Genomic DNA, 20,442 nt, shown 5'->3' on the forward strand with positions numbered 1-20,442 from the left:
CAGCCCTTAACATTAGTATGAACTGATATTTACAGAAAAATGAAGTAATGATGACAACATATAAAATAACCGCGTTAGTCGTGGCATCGGTACTAGGTTTAACTGCCTGTGGTCGCGATGCACCAGCAGAGCAGAACACACAAAAAACGCAATCTGAATCTAGCCAAGCCGCTATCTCCAAGCCTGTGGTATACCAAGTATTCACTCGATTATTTGGTAATACAAACACCACCAATAAACCTTGGGGCACATTAGAAGAAAATGGGGTAGGCAAATTCGCTGATTTTAATGATGCAGCATTACAAGGCATTAAAGAGCTAGGTACAACGCATGTTTGGTATACAGGTGTGCCGCGTCATGCTTTAGTAACTGATTATACCGAATACGGTTTGTCACAAGATGACCCTGATGTTGTAAAAGGGCGTGCAGGCTCGCCGTATGCGGTGAAAGATTATTACGATGTTAATCCTGATTTAGCAATTAACCCTGAGCGTCGCTTAGAAGAGTTTGTAGAGCTAATCAATCGCACTCATGAGCACGGTATGAAAGTTGTTATTGATATTGTGCCAAACCACGTAGCGCGTAACTACGAATCGGTTGCCAAACCAGCAGGCATTAAAGATTTTGGCGCTGATGATGACACGACAAAAACGTATGCGCGCGATAATAATTTTTATTATGTAACAGGGCAGTCATTTCAAGTTCCCAGCAGTGATAGCTATCAAGTCTTAGGTGGTAATCCGCATCCACTTGCTGATAATCAGTTTGCTGAAACACCAGCAAAATGGACGGGCAATGGGGCACGTGCCGCTAAACCTGACATCAATGATTGGTACGAAACAGTTAAAATCAATTACGGTGTGAAACCAGATGGTAGTTATGATTTCCCGATGCTACCTGCTGATTACGCTGATAAAGATTACCGTGCGCACTACGCATTTTGGCAAGATAAAGACCTGCCAAATAGCTGGTATAAGTTTCGCGATATCGCACTATATTGGTTAGATAAAGGTGTCGATGGTTTTCGTTATGATATGGCTGAAATGGTGCCTGTTGAGTTCTGGAGCTTTTTAAACTCATCAATCAAGATGCAAAAAAGCGATGCCTTTATTCTAGCCGAGGTTTATAACCCAACGCTTTACCGTCCTTATATCGAGCAAGGTAAGATGGATTATCTGTACGACAAAGTCGGTTTTTACGACACGGTTAAAGCTGTGATGCAAGGTAAGCAACCAGCGGATACTATTTTCGATATTCAAAGCCAAGTGGCTGATATTGAAGAGCACATGCTGCACTTTTTAGAAAACCATGATGAGCAACGCATTGCTAGCCCAGATTTCGCGGGTAGCAGTGAAAAAGGCAAGCCAGCGATGGTGGTGTCTACCTTAATGTCGCGCTCGCCGACCTTACTCTATTTTGGTCAAGCTGTCGGTGAAGATGGCTCTGAGGACGGTGGTTTTGGCGACCCAACGCGTACCAGCATTTTCGATTATATGGGTGTACCTGCGCATCAAGCGTGGATGAATAATGGTAAATTCGATGGCGGTGCACTTTCAAAAGAGCAAGCTAACCTTCGCGCTTACTACACGAAGTTAATGTCATTAAACTCACTTCCTGCCATTGTCGGCGGTGACATGCAAGCGGTTGAATTGACCGGCTCAGAACAAGTCATTGCCTTTACGCGCAAGCTAGGTCAACAGCTGGTGCTTGTGGTAAGTAACTTTTCAGAAAACCCACAAAATGTTGAGCTTACTCTTAACCAAGCGTTGTTACCTAAGCTTAACCACAGTGGTTTAACGTTAACTGATAACCTCGAAAATCATGCTGACATTGTGATTTCTGAGGCAACAACGAATGCGCCAATTCAATTACAACTGAATGGCTTGAGCAGTGCAGTATTTACCTTAAAGGCTGACAATGAATAATAACAAACCAACGCTAAGCTTTTGGCAAATATGGAATATGTGCTTTGGGTTCCTTGGCATCCAATTTGGCTTTGCATTACAAAATGGTAATGTGAGCCGTATTTTTCAAACCCTAGGTGCGAATGTTGACGACATTCCAATCCTCTGGGTTGCTGCGCCACTAACAGGCCTTATTGTGCAGCCGATCATCGGTTATTGGAGCGATAAAACATGGAATAAGTTAGGTCGCCGCCGTCCATTCTTTTTCTATGGGGCTATTTTAACGACGTTATCGTTATTCATTATGCCTAACTCACCAAGCCTCTGGATTGCAGCGGGTATGTTATGGATCATGGATGCGTCAATTAACGTGACTATGGAGCCTTTCCGTGCCCTTGTGAGCGATAACCTGCCAAAAAAACAACGTGCAACAGGGTATGCGATGCAAAGCTTCTTCATTGGTGTTGGCGCGGTTGTAGCCTCTGCACTACCTTGGATGATGACTAACTGGTTCGATATTGCCAATACAGCACCTGCAGGGCAAATTCCTGACTCTGTGAAATTTTCGTTTTACTTTGGTGCCGTTGTGTTACTCGTCGCCGTTTTTTGGACCGTATTCACCACCAAAGAATATTCACCCCAAGAGCTTGAAAGCTTTCATGAACAAGAGCAGAGCGATGACTCAAACGATGTTCAAAGTGATGTAAACTTTAACAAAGGCGCTGCAATTTTTACGGTTCTTGGCCTTGTCGTTCTGGGTATTGTTACAGGCCTATCGCTTGAAAAAGAGCTTTATTTGCTTGCTGGTGGTTTGATTAGCTTTGGTGTTATTCAATTTATTGCTGGTGCTTTAAAAGCTAAAAACGCAACCAGTGGTGGCTTTTATCAAGTTGTGAATGATGTATTCACAATGCCTGAGGCAATGAAGCAATTGGCTTGGGTGCAATTTTTTAGCTGGTTCTCATTGTTTGCAATGTGGATTTATACCACCTCAGCGGTAACCAGTTTCCACTACGGCAGCAGTGATACAAGCTCACTTGCTTACAATAACGGTGCGGACTGGGTTGGCGTATTATTTGCCGCTTACAATGGTTTTGCTGCCATTGCTGCAATGTGTATCCCGATCATCGTAAAAAAAGTGGGGCTTAAAATGGCCCATGCTATCAATCTTGTGTTAGGTGCATTAGGGCTGGTGAGCTTTATTATTATCAAAGATCCGAGTTTACTTATCTGGCCGATGATTGGTGTCGGTTTCGCTTGGGCATCAATTCTCTCTTTACCGTACGCAATGTTAAGTACCTCAGTACCGAGTAAGAAAATGGGTGTGTACATGGGTATCTTTAACTTCTTTATTGTTATCCCGCAGCTTTTGGCGGCAAGCGTATTAGGCCTAATTTTACGCCACTTTTTTGATAATCAACCGATTTATGCGTTAGTGCTAGGTGCAGTGTCATTCGTACTAGCAGCAATTGCTGTACTGCGCGTTAAGCAACAATACTAAGGACACACAATGAAAAAAATTAATCTCATTACAGCAAGCTTGTTAGCGTTAGGTTTAACAGCTTGTAGTTCAGAGCAATCAGTTAATACAGCAGTAAAGCAGGTTTCTGCGCCTGGTGCGCCAGGTGTTGAGCCTTTTTGGGCATACTCTGGTAAAACAGGTATTGGTACATCGTATGAGCAATACCAAGACGGCCATTACAGCGACTCTGCCGCTACAGGCAAAGTATCAAAAGTTTGGTTTTCAATCGCGAAAGGCATGATCACAGAAACCATGTTTGGTTTAATTCACCAAGCACAAATCAAAGATATGCAGTTTGTTGTAGTCGGTAAAGACTTTACCGTAACAGAAAGTGATGATCTGGATGTAAGCATTGATTATTTATACAAAGACGACGCGGGTCGCCCATTATCGCTTGCTTATAAAGTAGTCAGTAAAGATAAACAAGGCCGTTTCACCCTAGAAAAACATATCTTCACTGATCCTAACGGTCAAACATTGTTTGTTCGTAGCGTATTTAATACAGATCTTGATGGTGTGAAAGCCTACGTTAATGTAAACCCTTATATTGATAACAATGGCTTAGATGACTTTGCAAAAGTGACCGACAAGGGTCTGGTTGCTTGGCAGGATGATAACTTTTTATCTTTACAAGCAGCTCAACCATTTAAGCAAGCAAGCGTTGGCTTTACGGGTGTAAGTGATGGCTTAAAAGAGTTAAAAGCATCGCAATCATTATCAACGACTTACCAAAATACGGGTGATAAGTCGGGCAATGTAAGCTTACTTGCAGAGCTTGGCGAAGTATCAAAGAACACCACTTTTGATTTAGCTTTAAGTTTTGGTAACTCTGAAGCTGCAAGTTTAAAAGAAGGTCAAGCAAGTTTAAACCAAGGCTACCAAAAAGTGCTTGCTGCCTATAACGGTGAGGGTGCTGCAATTGGTTGGCAAGACTACTTAGCAAGCCTTGAGCCTTTGAGCACATTATCTAATAGCACCGCTGATAATGGTAAGTTGCTCTACACCAGTGCCATGGTGTTAAAAGCGCAAGAAGATAAAACCCATGCCGGTGCTTTAATTGCGTCACTTTCTAACCCTTGGGGTGAAACAGTATCAGCTAAAACAGGTTCTACCGGTTATAAAGCGGTTTGGGTTCGTGATTTCTATCAAGTAGCAATGGCATTTATGGCCATGGGTGATACACGTACCGCCAAGACAGCGTTTGAATATCTAGAAAAAGTACAAGTAACAGATAATACACCAGGTAATGGTGGTGACACTGGGTGGTTCTTACAAAAGACGCACGTTGATGGTGAGCTTGAGTGGGTAGGTGTACAGCTTGACCAAACAGCAATGCCAATTATGCTTGCATGGAAACTACATCAAGCAGGCGTACTTAACGATCAAGAGCTGACAGATTGGTATGGCAAAATGTTAAAGCCAGCTGCTGATTTCTTGGTTGATGGTGGCCTTGCGAAAATTCTTTGGAACGACACGCAAGTTACACCACCCGCAACACAACAAGAGCGTTGGGAAGAACAAAATGGCTTCTCACCTTCAACAACTGCTGCGGTTGTTGCAGGCTTAGTGACAGCTGCTGATATTGCTAAAAAAGCAGGCGACACCAAAAATGCAGAGCGTTACCTAGCAACGGCTAAAACCTACAACAGTGAAATTGAAAGCACGATGTTTACGACTCAAGGTAACCTTAAGTCTGAAAACAGCGATGGCGAATATTTCATTCGTATTGGTCAAGACAAAGATCCAAACTCATCAACTACACTTAACGCTAATAATGGTCGTGAAGGCTTTGATAAAAAGCAAATCCTTGATGGTGGTTTCTTAGAGCTTGTACGTTATGGTGTTCGTGATGCACTTGCGCCAAGTATTGTAAAAACATTACCAGAGTATGATGACGAAACCTTAGTTGATAACCTGCAAGTACGTTACACCTTTAATTTTGCTGATGGGTCAGGTTCATTCCCAGGCTACCGCCGCTATGGTAACGATGGTTACGGTGAAGATGAAGTGACAGGTAACAACTATGCCGAAGGTGGTAACAACACCCCTGGTCAACGTGGTCGTGTATGGCCGTTTTTCACAGGTGAGCGTGGTCACTATGAAATCGCTGCGGCAAACGCAACTAATAGCCTTGATGCAATGAAACAACAAGCAATTAAAGACACCTATGTAAAAGGCATGGAAGCATTTGCTAATGAAGGGATGATGTTACCTGAACAAGTTTGGGATGGGGTAGGTAACAATAAAGCAGGCTATCAGCTAGGTGAGGGTACAAACTCAGCCACACCGCTTGCTTGGACTCATGCTGAATACATCAAGTTACTTCGCTCAGTGAGCGACAAACAAGTATGGGATCATTACCCAGTTGTTGAAGACGCATTGAAGTAAGTTTTACTAACGCAGTAACACAAAAGCCACGGCACTCGCCGTGGCTTTTTTTTTTAACATTGTTAACCTCTAAGGGGGGCATTATATATTCTTGGTAACTTGATTATTACTACTCTGTCTAGTATTGATTTAGCTAAAGAACTCCCAAATTAACTATGCTCGAACTTTTAAGGGATTAAATAAATGATTAGAACAGCATTGTTATTATCTACATTACTTGTATTTAACGTCAAAGCAGATGACTTTTATAGTCAACTTGTTCAAGCCGCTAAGGAGCGAACAAATCACTCCGTTATTTATGACGGAAGCTATAAAAGAATTGCTTATCCAAATGGTGATGTACCTGCCACTATTGGTGTGTGTACTGATGTCATAATTCGCAGTTATAGGGCACTCGGAACCGATTTACAAGTACTCGTTCATGAGGATATGCGTGATAACTTTACCTTATATCAATCAAACAGAATATGGGGTCTAACAAAGCCTGATTCAAATATTGATCACCGTCGTGTTCCTAACTTACAGCATTTCTTTAAACGACATGGGCATAGTTTGAATATAAGTGAAGACGCGAGCAATTATAGGGGGGGGAGATATTGTCACTTGGATGCTGCCTGGCAACTTACCTCATATTGGAATAGTGACTGATGAACTATCAAGAGATAAAAAAAGGCCACTGATTGTGCACAACATAGGGGCAGGGCCTGTACTCGAAGATATGTTATTTAGCTATAAAATAACAGGGCATTATCGCTATAAACCTTAACCGTAATAAATCTTAAACCCTAACATTTACACTGAGCTTCAATTACTTACAATTTTAATATACATTTAAGGTAACTGTTTGAACCTGTAATAGGTAAGCCTAATTTTAACTTCAAAGGGATTTATATGAAAACTGTTACTATATTCATTGCCAGCTTTTTAGTGCTTTTTACGACGACTGTTTTTGCTTCACAGGGAGTTGTGATTGAGAAGTCTGATAAATTTACTGAACTGTCAAACGGCTTTAAGGTAAGTGTTAGAACTGGCCCTACAAAAAACGCCAAAATTTATGACTTTTCGACAAATAAAATAACAATCGCTGATGAGCATGGTGCGCCTTTTCAACGTTACTATTTGCAACTTGCCACAGCCGATAGAGAGTGGGCTAAAGAAATCGTTACGTTTGATGATAAAACGAATGTAATTGACTTAAATGCACTACTTTTTGGTCAATTGATAGATACGTCGAAACTGAAAAAATTAGACTCAGCGCATGCTTTTTCTTTTTATAATCGCCTTGAACGTATTCTGTCGCAAGAATATGGCACATTTGAACAGGTGTACAAAGGTGGCCTTGCTGACTATCTCAATTATATGTCGATAGAGGCAGGTTTTGATAATTACATAGCAAGAACAGGTATAGCGGGAGATAAACTCACACAAGCACTCAAAGAAGTAAAAATGCCGCCTTTGGTTGAACATCAACAATTAATGACTGAGTTTATTAAAGCTGTAAATCAAAAGGACAAAACCTGGTTGTTGGCTCAACAAAGACCTAATTCTTCACAGCGAGACTCGGGAATTTATGCGCGTGGTTTAAACGTGCTGTTTGAGTACTTTGATAGTATTGGTAATCCTACAAAGTTTAATATTACACGAGAAACACAAGGCCGTTCTTTTGATCTTAATTCGAATAAATACTTTATTATTGAATTGCTTGAACATAAAGGCCGACGAGAAAAAATAGAGATGGAGTTTATGTTTGTGGATACTTATGGTGGTCGCTTTATTGCTGAGTATGATATTACAGGTGTGCATTTTCGTTAAGTAACGTTTTTAAGTAAAGCAGAAAAGCCGCAGGTTACGAAAACGTGCGGCTTTGATATTTACTTACAGCCCCGCTTTTTTAGCGCGAGCAGCGTGTAGCTTTTTATAACTATCAATTAAACGCTGATGCCTATCCAAGCCTTCAAGCTTCATGCTGGTTTCTGTTAAACCATAAAACATTACATCGCCGTTGATTGAGCCAACGACAGCATCCATGGTGTCTTGACTAAACATACGGGTGAAGCTATGAATGTAATCTTCAATCTCTAGATCATCGCTTAGTGCTACTTCTAACGTGGCGTGCATTGCTTGATAGAATAAACCACGTTCAACAATGGTGTTGTCGTTGTATTGTAAGAAGGCTTCAACTAGCTCCATCGCTGCTTCTAAATCACCAAGTGCTAAGTAAATAAGCAGTTTTAGCTCAAGGATTGTTAATTGGCCCCACACTGTGTTTTCATCAAACTCAATGCCGATTAAAGTGATGATATCTATGTAGTTATCAAGCTCACTTTGTTCTAGACGCTCAACGAGATCAGCAAGTTGATCTTCTGATAAGCGATGCAGATTTAAGATATCTTCGCGGAAGTTTAGCGCTTTATTGGTATTGTCCCAGATTAAGTCTTCTACAGGGTACACTTCTGAGTAATCAGGCACTAAAATGCGACACGCTGTACCAAGATCTGAGAACTCAGCAATGTAAGCTTCTTTGCCTAAGCTTTCTAAGATACCGAATAAGCTAGCTGTTTCTTCTTCATTGCTGCCAGAGAAATCCCATTCAACAAAATCATAATCGTGTTTAGCGCTGAAAAAGCGCCATGAGATAACACCTGTTGAATCAATAAAGTGCTCTACAAAGTTTTCAGGCTCAGAGACCGCCATGCTATTGAACGTTGGCTTAGGTACATCGTTTAAACCTTCAAAGCTTCTGCCTTGCAACAGTTCAGTTAGGCTGCGCTCTAAGGCAACTTCAAAACTTGGGTGCGCACCAAAAGAGGCAAATACACCGCCTGTTTTAGGGTTCATGAGTGTTACGCACATCACAGGGAACTGACCACCTAGCGAGGCATCTTTTACAACAATAGGGAAGCCTTGCTCTTCAAGCCCTCTAATACCCGCTACAATGCTTGGGTACTTGTTTAATACCGCTTCAGGTACATCTGGTAAAACAATTTCTTGCTCGATAATTTGGCGCTTAACGGCACGTTCAAAAATTTCAGATAAACATTGTACTTTTGCCTCGGCAAAGTTGTTACCTGCACTCATCCCATTACTTAAGAATAAGTTTTCGATAAGGTTTGAAGGGAAATAAACCGTTTCACCGTCTGACTGGCGTACATAAGGAATCGAACAAATACCACGCTCTTTATTACCAGAGTTGGTATCGATTAGGTGCGAGCCACAAAGCTCACCATCTGGATTGTAAATTTCACGGGTATAGTCATCTAAAATACCCTCAGGTAGTGAGTCATCGTCGGTGAGTGCAAACCATTTTTCATTTGGGTAATGAACAAACTCGCTCTTAGCAATGTCTTCGCCTAAGAACTGGTCGTTATAGAAGAAGTTACAGTTTAAGCGCTCAATAAACTCGCCTAAAGCCGAACATAGCGCGCTTTCTTTCGTTGCACCTTTACCATTGGTAAAACACATTGGTGACGCTGCATCACGAATATGTAATGACCATACATTTGGTACAATATTTCGCCAAGAAGAGATCTCGATTTTCATCCCTAACTCTTCAAGGATAGCCGTCATATTAGCGATGGTTTTTTCAAGTGGTAAATCTTTACCTAAAATAAAGGTATTGTTTTCATCATCTGGTTTTGCCATCAGCATCGCTTGCGCGTCAGCTTCAATGCTTTCAACGGTATCGATCTTAAACTCAGGGCCTGTTTGAATTACGCGTTTTACTGTACAGCGTTCTACTGAGCGTAAAATACCCGTACGATCTTTCTCCGATAAGCTTTCTGGTAATTCAACCTGAATTTGAAAAATTTGGTTATAGCGGTCTTCAGGGTCAACAATGTTATTTTGTGCAACGCGAATACCATCAGTCGGGATATCACGTGAATTACAATACACTTTAATAAAGTAAGCCGCACACAACGCAGAAGACGCTAAGAAATAATCAAATGGGCTTGGCGCTGAGCCATCACCTTTGTAGCGAATAGGTTGGTCTGCAATGACAGAGAAGTCATCAAACTTGGCTTCAAGTCTGAGGTTGTCGAGAAAATTAACTTTAATTTCCATTAAAAAATTCCACCTTTGTGCGCGTTGCAGGCAAAAGCCGTAAACGGCCTTGCACTGCGTTTTCATCATAATAGGTGCAATTATCTGCTTTTTCGAAGTAATAGTCTTGGGTAAATCGAAAAAAAAGCCATTTTATTAGTTTATTGCTTTTAAAAGCTGCAATTTAGGGTGTAAATGCAGAGGAGCTATCGCTACATACTAACTTATACACTCGAGCCACGAATGATTAATCTTGGTGGGAGTAGGGTACTCTCCACTTGTTCTCCGCGAATTAATTTAAGCAAGTTATCAACTAACATTTGCCCTGCTAAGGTCGTATCTTGCTGAATTGTGGTCAACGGAGGATTGACGAAATTAGCGATGGAAATGTTATCAAAGCCAACCACGTGAACATCATCAGGCACTTTAATTTTTGCTTCTTTTAAAGCGCGAATAGCACCAATGGCAATCAGGTCACTGGCGGCAAATAGTGAGTTAAAGCGAATGTTATTTGCTATAAGTGAACGGGTAGCATGATAGCCAGATTCTTCTGTAGAAATAGCATTCGCCATTTTTCGTTCGTTTAGCTTGATACCTTTATCCATAAAAGCATCTTTGAAACCTTGGTAGCGAGCAAAAAATTCAGGGCTGTGATCAGAGGCATCACCGATAAACGCACAATCAGTTCTGCCTGTTGCAAGCAGATGCTCTGCGGCAAGTTTACCGCCACCATAATTATCACAGCTCACAGTTAAGTCTGGGCGGTTATCAACACTGGCACCCCAGCATACGAACTTAGTATTTTGTTCAATAAGGGTTCTGAACTTAGGCTGGTAATCTAAGTAGTCACCATAGCCTAATAAGATCAGACCATCTGCACGGTGGCTATCTTCGTAGTCAGCTTGCCAATCTGAGCTACTTGATTGAAAAGATACAAGCAAATCATAGCCTTCTTTTGCACAGGCCCGGGTAATACTACCAAGCATTGCTAAAAAGAATGGGTTTATTTGTGATTCGTCTGATGTGGGGTCTTCAAATAACAAAAGCGCGAGGGTACTACTTTGCTGTGTTCTGAGGTTACTAGCGTTTTTATCTACTTTGTAATTAAGTTGTTTGGCGACTTCATGAACACGTCGGCGCGTTTCTTCATTAACCAAAGGGCTATTTCGAAGTGCTCGTGACACAGTTGACTGAGAAACACCTGCATAATGTGCGATGTCAAAAGATGTCGCTTTACCTTTCATAGGGTATTAATTCCAAAGCAATAGTGATGATTTGTAACGGCCATTTTCGGCTATTTAATATTTTTTTCAAGCTATTTATGATAAGTCGTTTTTATCTATAAATGGTAAAGTTACAGAGTCATTTTTGATGTAGCATCACAACCCTAAACGGGCTCAATAAGCAAGTACTTCGTCGTAAAATACGTATGCAAAGGCAAATATTTAAAATTTTTATTGATTCAATGCTGACACCGGTGTCATAATGTCGATGTTTTATCATTTTGTTGTCAAAACGTATTTGGCTGCCCATTTATTTGGGCAGCACTTTTTTAATACTAAAGATAGTTGCTTTGAGTTAATAACTCAAAGGTTATCTTGAACAGTGGCTTTGCCATTGAAAACTATAAAAATAAGCGGCAAACAGCTTAGACACATAGAGAAAACATAATGAACACACAGTCTAACACCGATTTTGATCCTATCCTTGTTGCCGATATTGGCGGCACAAATGCGCGCTTTGCTTTAATCACTGATTTTAACGAACATACAAATCAATTTGTCATTGAGCATAACCTTAAATTTCCAAGTGCAGATTTTGGTTCCCTAGAAAGTGCCATTGAGCACTATTTCAGTCAAATATCATATGCAAAGCCAAACAGAGCGTGTTTAGCTGTTGCAGGCCCAATTAAAGCAGGCCAAGTTCATTTAACTAATTTAGGTTGGCATTTTAGCGTTGAAAATCTAAAAGCTAAATTTGCATTCACACAGCTAGAAGTTATTAATGATTTTGCTGCATTTGCCTATGCAGCGCCTTATTTAGATGATTCACAAAACGTAGCTGTTAAAGCAGGGCAAGCAGACAACAATGCCAATATTGCCGTGATGGGGCCTGGCACAGGCTTTGGTGCTGCATGCTTGGTGCGTACTTCGCAAGGCAGTGCAGTGCTTAGCTGCGAAGCGGGGCATATTACCCTTGCAGCGGTTACAGAGTTAGATCGCCAGTTAATCACCGAGCTTAAAAAGCAATTAAATCATGTGTCAGTAGAAACTGTTTTTTCTGGCCCAGGTATAGCGCATTTATATAAAGCGATGGCAGCCGTTAAAGGCGTTGCAGCAAAAAACCTTGATGCAGCACAAATCAGTGAGCTTGCAACGACAGGACAATGTGATATCTGCGATGCAACCCTTAATCAATTTTGTGATTGGATTGGTAGTGTAGCTGGTGATTTATCCCTAACATTTGGTGCTCTAGGTGGTGTATTTATTGGCGGTGGTATTTTACCTCGTATGCAACAACGTTTACTATCTAGCCGATTTGTTGAACGCTTTGCAGACAAAGGCATTATGTCGCAATATACTTCACAGATACCTGTAACCTTGGTAACACAAGATAATATTCCGCTGGTAGGTGCTGCTGCGTGTTTACACGTTAGTAGTCGAGCTTAATTGGAGCGGACTGGATGATTATGGTATGAAAAAAGTAACCATTAATAGCGTCGCAAGCTACGCCGGTGTATCTAAAAAAACAGTGTCTCGCGTGCTCAACAATGAGCCTAACGTGAGTGATGCTACCCGAGAAAAAGTACTAAAAGTATTTAAAGAGCTAGATTACACACCAAACCCAATCGCCCGTGGCTTAGCGCAAAACCGCAGTTTTATTATTGGTTGTTTGTATGATAACCCAAGTAAAAGCTATATCACTCGCGTACAAACTGGTGCGCTGGCAGCATGCCATGACCATAATTACAATTTATTGATCCACCCATGTGAACTTCGTGGGCAAGACCTAATTAACAATATTGAACAACTTCTTCAAACATCGCGCTTAGATGGCATTGTATTAACGCCGCCATTTTCTGATTTTCCAGAGCTTGTCACTTTCTTAAAATCGAAAAAAATCCCATATGCGCGCGTTGCATCTGCAGTTCTTGAAGATGATTCTATTTCTGTTCGCAGTAATGATGAGCAAGGTGCGTTTGAAATAACAGAGCATTTAATTAAATTAGGTCACAAAGAAATCGCTTTCATTAAAGGTCACCCAGATCACAGTGCTACAGAGCAGCGCTTTAAAGGTTATCGCCGTGCGCTTGCTTCTAATGGTATTGAATTTAATGAACGTTTAGTAGAAGAGGGTAACTTTAGTTATCACTCAGGTGTTGATAGTGCTCGTACAATTCTTGATTTAGAGCCGCGCCCAACGGCAGTCTTTGCATCAAACGACTATATGGCGGCTGCAGTACTTAAACTAGCAACACAAATGCAACTAAAAGTGCCTGATGATATCTCAATTGCCGGTTTTGATAACGCACCCATTGCACGTCATATTTGGCCTGGACTAACAACTATTGCGCAGCCAGTTGAAGAAATGACCCACCAAGCGGTTACACAACTAATCAGTCATATTAGTGATCCACAAGAAACACCTTATCAGGTAACGCTTGAAGCAAAACTAATTACTCGCGAGTCAACAGCTGCAATTAAATAAAATTCAATTTGTTTTTTTCACAGTAGCCCGAGATTGAGTGACGCTTTCTCGGGCTTTTTTTATGTAAATTCCTTCCTCGATTTTTTTATATAACCACCTGAACTTAAAGAGTTATATTCTTGGTATTCAAAGTTAAAGTGGAACTTTAAACATAACTTGAGCATGAATTTTACTCATAGTTAGCTAAAATAATGTTGTTCATTATTTGGTCATTTAAAAAAATTAAACTAAATTTAACAGATAAGGTTGACACCGGTGTCACAGTCATGAGTTAATACAGTGACACCGGTGTCAGGTTGGTTGTGAGAGACAGCCTGTCAGCGTACCTTTGAACGGGTAAATCAAAGATGCTCAGTGCAATTATTTTCGTGGAGTCTGTAATTGTCACTGAGCCTTTATCCTCTAACTATAGAGATGAGTCGAATTTATATGTTGCATCCTCGTATCCAAGAAGTCACCGAACGCGTTATTGAACGTAGTAAAGAGACCCGCCAAGCTTATTTAGATCGTATCGCGCACGCAAAAAAACAAACAAGAGTACGTGCCGGCTTAGGTTGCGGTAATATTGCACACGTTATGGCTGCTTGTAGCAGCGATGACAAAGCTCGTTTAAAAGCAGATGAGCAACCAAATTTAGCGATTATTAATGCTTATAACGACATGCTTTCTGCGCATGTGCCTTACAAAGAATATCCTGATTTAATAAAAACTATTGCTACCAAGTACGATGCAACAGCACAAGTTGCTGGTGGCGTGCCAGCTATGTGTGACGGTGTTACTCAAGGCCGTGACGGTATGGAGCTTTCGTTGTTCTCACGAGATGTGATTGCAATGTCTACTGCGGTTTCTTTATCACACGACGTGTTCGACGGTGTTTTTTGTTTAGGTGTGTGTGACAAGATTGTCCCTGGACTGTTAATTGGTGCCTTATCATTTGGTCATTTACCAACGTATTTCTTACCAGCAGGTCCAATGCAATCGGGTATCCCAAATAAAGAAAAAGCCCGTGTTCGTCAAAAGTTTGCACAAGGCTTAGTAAGTCGTGAAGAGTTATTAGAAGCTGAAAGCGCCTCTTACCACAGTGCTGGTACTTGTACTTTCTACGGCACGGCAAACTCGAATCAAATGTTAATGGAAATCATGGGTCTACATTTACCAGGTAGCTCTTTCATTAACCCATACACAGAACTACGTGATGGTTTAACAGGTCATGCTGTCGAAACCATGTTAAAGCAGTTAATTGATACAAAAGATGCTAATTGCCTTGCTGATGTAGTGAGTGAGAAAACAATTATTAATGGCTTAGTTGGCTTGTTATCAACAGGCGGCTCAACGAATCACGCAATCCACTTAGTCGCAATCGCGAAAGCAGCGGGTGTAATCCTTACTTGGAAAGACATGGCTGACTTATCAGAAGTTGTGCCACTTCTTACACGTATCTACCCGAATGGCTCAGCAGATGTGAACCACTTCCAAGCTGCCGGCGGTATGGGCTTCTTAATGAAGCAACTACTTAGCAAAGGTTATTTACATAACGATGTGAAAACCATTGTGGGTGATGGCCTAGAAGCATACACCACAGAGCCAATGCTAGATAAAGATTCATCAGTGATCATGACAAACAGCACAGGCCCGAGCAAAGTCAAATGGGTGGCGTGCCCTGAAAAGTCTCACGACGAAGATGTATTACGCCCAATTGATAACCCGTTCAGCAAGCAGGGTGGTTTACAGCTTCTAACAGGTAACTTTGGTAAAGCCGTTATTAAAGTTTCTGCAGTGGCTGAGTCACATCAAATTGTATCTGCACCGGCTAAAGTATTTAGCTCACAAGGTGAGTTACAAGAAGCGTATAGCCGCGGTGAATTAAACACAGACTTTATTGCTGTAATTAAAGAGCAAGGTCCAAAAGCGAAAGGCATGCCTGAGCTTCATAAGTTGACGCCAGTAATGGCAACACTGCAAGACCAAGGCTACAAAGTGGCGATTGTCACAGACGGTCGTATGTCGGGCGCATCAGGTAAAGTGCCTGCTGCTATCCACTTAGCACCAGAAGCGGTTGAAGGTGGTGTAATCGCAAAAATCCACGAAGGTGATTTAGTGACCCTTGATGCACCAGCGGGTGTATTAAAAGTACATGTAAGCGATGAAGAATTAGCAAAACGTGAATTACAACTTAGCCAGCCAAGCCAAACATACGGTACAGGCCGAGAGTTATTTGCAGGTTTCAGAAATATAGTAAGTAGTGCAGACCTTGGCGCGAGCGCCTTTGGTTTAGAATAATAATACGCCGTTACTGGGCTATGAGGAACATACAATGAGCATTGAGAAAATTTTATCATCGGCACCTGTGGTACCGGTTGTTGTTATCGAAAAACTTGAAGATGCAGCACCCCTTGCACGTGCGCTTTATAACGGTGGCTTAAAAGCATTAGAAATTACTTTACGTACGCCGATTGCGGCAGAAGCTGTAAAGCTGATGAAAGAAGCCGTACCAGAAGCATACGTTGGCACAGGTACCGTTGTTGATAAAGCGACATTTAATGCATCTGTTGAAGCCGGCGCTGACTTCATGGTTAGCCCAGGTGTAAACGACGAATTATTAGCACTGGCTAAAGACACTGATATTCCATTTTTACCAGGTGCAGCTACACCAAGTGAAGTAATGAAATTAGCAAGCCACGGCTTTAAGTTCTTAAAGTTCTTCCCTGCAGAAGCGGCAGGTGGCACGGCAATGCTTAAATCAATTGGTGGTCCTTTACCACAGGTGACTTTTTGCCCAACAGGTGGCATTAGCCTTGAAACCGCACCTAACTACCTCGCACTTAAAAACGTTATCTGCGTAGGTGGTACTTGGATGCTAGATAAACAACTTATTGAAAACAAAGACTGGCAAGCCATTGAAGCGCTTGCTCGCCAAGCAAGTGAAGTAAAATAATTAACGGGAGATATTAGAATGATTAATGTTGCAATTAATGGCTATGGACGTATCGGTCGTAACGTATTACGTGCTCTTTACGAGTCAGCCCAAAACAACGAAATCAAAATCGTTGCAATCAACGATTTAGCACCAGCAAATGTTAACGCGCATTTAACTCAATTTGACTCAGTACACGGTCAATTTTCTCAAAAAGTAACACTTGCTGAAAACACCATGCTAATTGGTAATGATGAAATTACGCTTACGCAAGAGCGTGATCCTGCAAACCTACCTTGGAAAGCACTAAACGTAGATATCGTTTTAGAATGTACAGGTTTATTCACTTCACGTGACGCAGCGGCTAAACACATTGAAGCAGGTGCTAAAAAAGTAATCGTTTCTGCGCCTGGTACTGACATGGATGCAACCGTTGTTCATGGTGTTAACAGCGACGTATTAAACGCTGATAGCAACATCATTTCAAACGCATCGTGTACAACAAACTGTTTAGCGCCGATTGCAAAAGCAATCAACGACACAGTGGGTATTGAGCAAGGTAGCATGACGACAATTCATGCTTATACAAACGATCAAAACTTATCTGACGTTTATCACCCAGACTTATACCGTGCACGTAGCGCAACTCAGTCAATGATCCCAACCAAAACAGGTGCTGCTAAAGCAGTTGGCCTAGTGCTTCCTGAACTTGCGGGTAAACTTGACGGCATGGCAGTACGTGTACCAACAATCAACGTTTCTTTAGTAGACTTAACGTTCGTTGCTAAGCGTGAAACAACCGCAGCAGAAATCAACGAAGTCGTTAAAGCAGCATCAGAAGGTGCAATGCAAGGTATTCTTGAATACAACGAACTACCGCTTGTTTCTATCGACTTTAACCATAACCCAGCGTCTTCAATCTTCGATTCTACACAAACTAAAGTAGATGGTAAGCTAGTTAAAGTGATGGCTTGGTACGATAACGAGTGGGGTTTCTCAAACCGCATGTTAGACCAAGTTAAAGCGCTAGGTCAGTTCTTATAAGATTAGGTTCTTATATAGATCAGTAAAAGTTTAAGCTTTATCCAACAAAGCCACGTTCATCGTGGCTTTTTTGGTTTTTACTGGATAAAAGCATTTATTCACAGTATCTTGTCTCTTAAATTTTTTAGGGACAGATAATGAATAAATTTTTAATACTCGTATGCTTATTTTTAGTGGCCTGCTCATCAACAGAACAAAGTAACTTACCAAACTTTACTATTCCCAAAGATGTGATATCACAAGCAAAAGACGAATTTAGACGGTCAGATAATAAAATCTTATTCATGATGATGGTTAATCAAGCGGGTGATGTTGTGAAAGTCAGCGTGTTGGATAACAAATTACAAAACAAGCAATTCTTAAATATGTTTAAAAAGAATATGTACCAGCTTAAATATCCAAAGGCACAAAAAGGCGACCCAGAATTTAGAGAATTTATCTTACCATTCGGTGTACAAACTGAAGTGGAATTTTATGGCTAATTTCAATGGCAAAGGAAATACAATGAAGAATATCTTGTGAGTAGCTTTACTCATTACCGCGGCGATACTTCCTACTTATATACTCTCAGTTCTTGTGTAGTCTAAAAAATTGTGATTCCTTCTAGTTATGTGTAATTTAATTTTTTAAAGTCGTATTTTGATAATTTTGTGCCTGGCTTCGTACTAAGCTAATGTATAAAAAAGCTGAGGCTAACACCATCTGAGAGCTATTTTGTCTAAACATACAAGGAGAGTTTCGTGAAAAAATCTATATTGGTGTTAATTTGTTTTCTTCTGTCATTTTCTGGTAGTGCAAAAGATAAATTCACCTCAGAGCAATTAATTGAGAAAGCTAAAACATTTGTAGCAGCAAAAAATGCGCGTCAACAGCCCAACACGACAATTAAAGAAATAGACTACTTTATCTCGTTGCTAGCCGATGATTTTATTGATGAACACGTCAAATTCAAATTTGTTTATACAGATAAATCAAAACTCCGAGAGGATATGATTAGTAAGTTAAATGATGAAGTTATCTTTAATTCAATAGAAATAAATGAGGTAATGGTTGGCGCTAATGTCGTTTTTGTAAAAATGACTGAATCAGGTAAAGTTAAGCCTGCTCATTTAGACAAAATTATCGAGTACAATAAAACCAATATTGTTTCACTTGAGTTTGATCAATTAGGCTTAATTAAACACATTCGCCGACATCACGGCTAATGTTTACCTATCAAGATGATAAAAGATAAGGGCGTCTAAATGTTGGATAGATGTTCGTTGCTAATCGATTTTAGCTAACATTAATACTTCTCTTTTTATGGCGTTGGTATGTTATTGAGAAAGTGTATATGTTAAAAATAAGAATTACAGGCTTCGAAAACCTTAAAAAAATTTCTATGGACAGAGCCTTTAACTTAAACACCTCACTTGATTTAAAAGCCTCAAAGTTAATTACTGATGAGCTTTTAAAAAATGGAGTTGTTGAGTTCGACTTATGTAATGCTAATAACGTAATTGGCTTGCTTAGTGACCTTAAATTGGCAAATGCAACAATTGAGTTCGTTGAGTAATGCCATATAACATATGGTTTGGGATGAATCGAAAAAAGCTTTTTATAAGTAAACCCCAAGCAGAGCATCAACTCTGACAAACCGAGCAGGTAGCGGCTCAGTCCAATAAGCGATAATGCAACACAAGCTATGTCGCATAAATATTAAAATGTTTTGTCTACAGGGAGTTCCGTTGAACATTAGGCATATCTTTTTGTTCAGTTTAATCGTTATTTGTTCAGCGTGTACAACGTCTGGTCAGCTTTATTATGTTGATACAGAGGGTAATGAAAGGCTTGGTTGTGACGTTGAATTTATTGGTATGCCAAGTGTCGATAAATTTGCCGTTGAATATGCTTTAAGCCTTTGCGCTAAAAGTATTGTCAAAAAAGGTGGCAGGATTAAGGAAAGTCACCTTTTAAAAATTGATACTACGATTCCTGCTGCGCCTTGTGGTGAGGCTTGGACTCATGAGCTAGCAAAGCAACATTTCCCATCCAAATATATATCTAAAAAAGAGTATGGTTATATTGTTTTCGAGCTCGCTGAAATAAACAAGTGCACATAACAAACAACTCAAGCAGATTAGCAATGGTTAACGTTTGAGTAACTTGGAATTTATCCCATTGCCCTTATATCTATAGTAATAATTACAACTGCGATTAATACATGGAGGTATATTGTGGGCATAGAAATAATGTCAATGTTTCAGCCTTCGCTAAAAAACCTAGCGAAGGCTGAAGAAAGAAGGTTGGATCTACATGAGAACGGTGATGACTCAAATAAAAGAGCTGAGTTAGATAAAATAAGCAAAGAAGGCCTTTCACCAAACAGCTTTAAAAAGAAAAAAGGTCAGGTGAAGATTCACCATAAAAAGTTGTTTAAAAGTCATTCTGCTATGGCACTTTTAAGTTGAAATCAAGTTTGCTCTGGGGGATAGTATTAAATCAAGGTTATTGATTAGCGCAGGCGTCAGCTATATAAAAGGATTTTAATGAAATATTCAATTTTAACGTCAATATCATTCGTTTTATTTATGGGGTGTTCTTCAACACCACAGCCAGAAAGGCCTCATGCAGTTCTGCAAGAAACAGCAAACCCAACTTATCCAATTCATGCTGTTCGCAATAGAATTGAAGGCTATGTTCAAATGAGTTTCGATATTAGTGAACATGGTGAACCAGTTAATATTCACGTTTTAAAATCTGTGCCTGAACACATCTTTGACAAAGCTGCGATTAAGGCCCTATCTAACTGGAAATATGCGCCTAAAGTTGAAAACGGTGTTGCAGTAATGCAAAAAAATCTTCAAGTGCAGTTAGATTTTAAATTAGGTTAATTGATTAAGTATTGTCTTACTCAAAAGCCAACTTTTTAGGCTTTATGA

At 40.4% G+C, this 20,442-nt stretch carries 17 protein-coding genes and 1 pseudogene; 16 read left to right on the forward strand and 2 right to left on the reverse strand.

Annotation, left to right across the window (positions count from 1 at the left end):
• Positions 1-47: 47 nt before the first annotated feature.
• The 5 genes and pseudogenes from L3Q70_RS07480 (at position 48) to L3Q70_RS07500 (ending at position 7,626) form a co-directional block, all read left to right on the forward strand.
• Positions 48-1,925, forward strand: coding sequence for an alpha-amylase family glycosyl hydrolase (locus L3Q70_RS07480; RefSeq protein WP_237115154.1), 1,878 nt, complete (start codon positions 48-50; stop codon positions 1,923-1,925).
• Complete coding sequence (locus L3Q70_RS07485) at positions 1,918-3,405, forward strand: MFS transporter (RefSeq protein WP_237115155.1); 1,488 nt, start codon at positions 1,918-1,920, stop codon at positions 3,403-3,405. The genes L3Q70_RS07480 and L3Q70_RS07485 overlap by 8 nt, the downstream gene beginning before the upstream one ends.
• 9 nt (positions 3,406-3,414) lie before the next feature.
• Positions 3,415-5,814, forward strand: coding sequence for a glucan 1,4-alpha-glucosidase (locus L3Q70_RS07490; RefSeq protein WP_237115156.1), 2,400 nt, complete (start codon positions 3,415-3,417; stop codon positions 5,812-5,814).
• Positions 5,815-5,997: 183 nt separating this feature from the next.
• Positions 5,998-6,580 (forward strand): annotated as a pseudogene (locus tag L3Q70_RS07495) (DUF1287 domain-containing protein).
• A 125-nt stretch (positions 6,581-6,705) separates the two neighbouring features.
• On the forward strand, positions 6,706-7,626 hold the full coding sequence (locus L3Q70_RS07500) for a hypothetical protein (protein WP_237115157.1): 921 nt from the start codon (positions 6,706-6,708) through the stop codon (positions 7,624-7,626).
• A gap of 63 nt (positions 7,627-7,689) precedes the next feature.
• Here L3Q70_RS07500 and L3Q70_RS07505 read toward each other — a convergent pair whose 3' ends face one another.
• Together L3Q70_RS07505 and L3Q70_RS07510 are read right to left on the reverse strand one after the other, a co-directional pair.
• Positions 7,690-9,876 carry an OsmC domain/YcaO domain-containing protein gene (locus L3Q70_RS07505; protein WP_193988725.1) on the reverse strand — a complete coding sequence of 729 codons (2,187 nt, stop codon included), beginning with the start codon at positions 9,874-9,876 and terminating at the stop codon, positions 7,690-7,692.
• Between the two features lie 203 nt (positions 9,877-10,079).
• Entirely contained in the window at positions 10,080-11,099 is a 1,020-nt protein-coding gene (locus L3Q70_RS07510; RefSeq protein WP_062568930.1) for a LacI family DNA-binding transcriptional regulator, read from the reverse strand.
• A gap of 426 nt (positions 11,100-11,525) precedes the next feature.
• Between L3Q70_RS07510 and glk the strand changes: the two genes are divergently transcribed.
• The 11 genes from glk to L3Q70_RS07565 all read left to right on the forward strand — a co-directional run bounded on the left by glk (position 11,526) and on the right by L3Q70_RS07565 (position 20,394).
• Entirely contained in the window at positions 11,526-12,524 is a 999-nt protein-coding gene (glk, locus tag L3Q70_RS07515; RefSeq protein WP_193988726.1) for a glucokinase, read from the forward strand.
• A 25-nt stretch (positions 12,525-12,549) separates the two neighbouring features.
• Positions 12,550-13,563 carry a LacI family DNA-binding transcriptional regulator gene (locus tag L3Q70_RS07520; RefSeq protein WP_193988727.1) on the forward strand — a complete coding sequence of 338 codons (1,014 nt, stop codon included), beginning with the start codon at positions 12,550-12,552 and terminating at the stop codon, positions 13,561-13,563.
• A 429-nt stretch (positions 13,564-13,992) separates the two neighbouring features.
• Positions 13,993-15,843 carry a phosphogluconate dehydratase gene (gene edd / locus L3Q70_RS07525; protein ID WP_237115158.1) on the forward strand — a complete coding sequence of 617 codons (1,851 nt, stop codon included), beginning with the start codon at positions 13,993-13,995 and terminating at the stop codon, positions 15,841-15,843.
• A 34-nt stretch (positions 15,844-15,877) separates the two neighbouring features.
• Entirely contained in the window at positions 15,878-16,498 is a 621-nt protein-coding gene (locus tag L3Q70_RS07530; protein ID WP_054551439.1) for a bifunctional 4-hydroxy-2-oxoglutarate aldolase/2-dehydro-3-deoxy-phosphogluconate aldolase, read from the forward strand.
• An 18-nt stretch (positions 16,499-16,516) separates the two neighbouring features.
• Positions 16,517-17,521 carry a type I glyceraldehyde-3-phosphate dehydrogenase gene (gap, locus tag L3Q70_RS07535; protein ID WP_062568934.1) on the forward strand — a complete coding sequence of 335 codons (1,005 nt, stop codon included), beginning with the start codon at positions 16,517-16,519 and terminating at the stop codon, positions 17,519-17,521.
• Between the two features lie 137 nt (positions 17,522-17,658).
• Positions 17,659-18,003, forward strand: coding sequence for a hypothetical protein (locus L3Q70_RS07540; protein WP_062568937.1), 345 nt, complete (start codon positions 17,659-17,661; stop codon positions 18,001-18,003).
• Positions 18,004-18,261: 258 nt separating this feature from the next.
• Positions 18,262-18,726: a nuclear transport factor 2 family protein gene (locus L3Q70_RS07545; protein WP_237115159.1), complete on the forward strand. Its 465-nt coding sequence runs from the start codon at positions 18,262-18,264 to the stop codon at positions 18,724-18,726.
• Positions 18,727-18,854: 128 nt separating this feature from the next.
• Positions 18,855-19,076, forward strand: coding sequence for a hypothetical protein (locus L3Q70_RS07550; protein ID WP_062568939.1), 222 nt, complete (start codon positions 18,855-18,857; stop codon positions 19,074-19,076).
• A gap of 172 nt (positions 19,077-19,248) precedes the next feature.
• Positions 19,249-19,623, forward strand: a complete 375-nt coding sequence (locus L3Q70_RS07555; protein ID WP_237115250.1) for a hypothetical protein — start codon at positions 19,249-19,251, stop codon at positions 19,621-19,623.
• A 114-nt stretch (positions 19,624-19,737) separates the two neighbouring features.
• Complete coding sequence (locus L3Q70_RS07560; protein ID WP_237115160.1) at positions 19,738-19,971, forward strand: hypothetical protein; 234 nt, start codon at positions 19,738-19,740, stop codon at positions 19,969-19,971.
• 78 nt (positions 19,972-20,049) lie between these two features.
• On the forward strand, positions 20,050-20,394 hold the full coding sequence (locus tag L3Q70_RS07565; protein WP_237115161.1) for an energy transducer TonB: 345 nt from the start codon (positions 20,050-20,052) through the stop codon (positions 20,392-20,394).
• Positions 20,395-20,442 lie beyond the last annotated feature (48 nt).

The sequence above is a fragment of the Pseudoalteromonas sp. CF6-2 genome (genome assembly GCF_021729425.1).
GTDB lineage: Bacteria > Pseudomonadota > Gammaproteobacteria > Enterobacterales > Alteromonadaceae > Pseudoalteromonas > Pseudoalteromonas arabiensis.

Coding starts and splice junctions, on each gene's coding strand:
- L3Q70_RS07530 (WP_054551439.1), top strand. CDS start 15,878: ATGAGCATTGAGAAAATTTTATCATCGGCACCTGTGGTACCGGTTGTT.
- L3Q70_RS07520 (WP_193988727.1), top strand. CDS start 12,550: ATGAAAAAAGTAACCATTAATAGCGTCGCAAGCTACGCCGGTGTATCT.
- L3Q70_RS07540 (WP_062568937.1), top strand. CDS start 17,659: ATGAATAAATTTTTAATACTCGTATGCTTATTTTTAGTGGCCTGCTCA.
- L3Q70_RS07490 (WP_237115156.1), top strand. CDS start 3,415: ATGAAAAAAATTAATCTCATTACAGCAAGCTTGTTAGCGTTAGGTTTA.
- L3Q70_RS07500 (WP_237115157.1), top strand. CDS start 6,706: ATGAAAACTGTTACTATATTCATTGCCAGCTTTTTAGTGCTTTTTACG.
- L3Q70_RS07505 (WP_193988725.1), bottom strand. CDS start 9,876: ATGGAAATTAAAGTTAATTTTCTCGACAACCTCAGACTTGAAGCCAAG.
- L3Q70_RS07485 (WP_237115155.1), top strand. CDS start 1,918: ATGAATAATAACAAACCAACGCTAAGCTTTTGGCAAATATGGAATATG.
- gap (WP_062568934.1), top strand. CDS start 16,517: ATGATTAATGTTGCAATTAATGGCTATGGACGTATCGGTCGTAACGTA.
- glk (WP_193988726.1), top strand. CDS start 11,526: ATGAACACACAGTCTAACACCGATTTTGATCCTATCCTTGTTGCCGAT.
- L3Q70_RS07480 (WP_237115154.1), top strand. CDS start 48: ATGATGACAACATATAAAATAACCGCGTTAGTCGTGGCATCGGTACTA.
- L3Q70_RS07550 (WP_062568939.1), top strand. CDS start 18,855: ATGTTAAAAATAAGAATTACAGGCTTCGAAAACCTTAAAAAAATTTCT.
- edd (WP_237115158.1), top strand. CDS start 13,993: ATGTTGCATCCTCGTATCCAAGAAGTCACCGAACGCGTTATTGAACGT.
- L3Q70_RS07510 (WP_062568930.1), bottom strand. CDS start 11,099: ATGAAAGGTAAAGCGACATCTTTTGACATCGCACATTATGCAGGTGTT.
- L3Q70_RS07565 (WP_237115161.1), top strand. CDS start 20,050: ATGAAATATTCAATTTTAACGTCAATATCATTCGTTTTATTTATGGGG.